The following is a 370-nucleotide window of genomic DNA, read 5'->3' as shown; positions in this document are numbered from 1 at the left end:
GAACAAGGAAGAAGCGTTATGGAGCACATGGAGCAGCACTCATCCGTGTTCATGGAGGTTTTAAAAGACAAAGAATTCGGCCTAGAAAAGAAAATCCAAAAAATGAATCAGCAAAGTATATCTGGAACAAAGAAAATTAGCTATCAAGACGTTGAAGAGTTGGCTGGGTCACCGGCATTGAAGCGTGGAATCTGGCGCTCTGTCAAAATTATCGAAGAGTTAGTCGCTATATTTGGAGAGCCTGCTAATATCGTACTGGAAGTTGCCCGGGAAGATGGAGAAAAAAAAAGGACCAAAAGCCGAAAAGATCAATGGGAAGAGCTGGCGAAAACAAGCTTGAAAAATGAGCCGGATTTAAAGAATTTCATAC

Annotated in this window: 1 protein-coding gene; it reads left to right on the top strand. The window is 41.6% G+C overall.

Annotation, left to right across the window (positions count from 1 at the left end):
* Positions 1–18: 18 nt before the first annotated feature.
* The coding region (locus tag SB775_RS27820; protein ID WP_410864378.1) for a hypothetical protein at positions 19–370 on the top strand (352 nt) is incomplete at its 3' end.

The sequence above is a fragment of the Peribacillus sp. SIMBA_075 genome (assembly GCF_046534585.1).
This window is presented reverse-complemented; position numbering and strand designations above follow the sequence as displayed.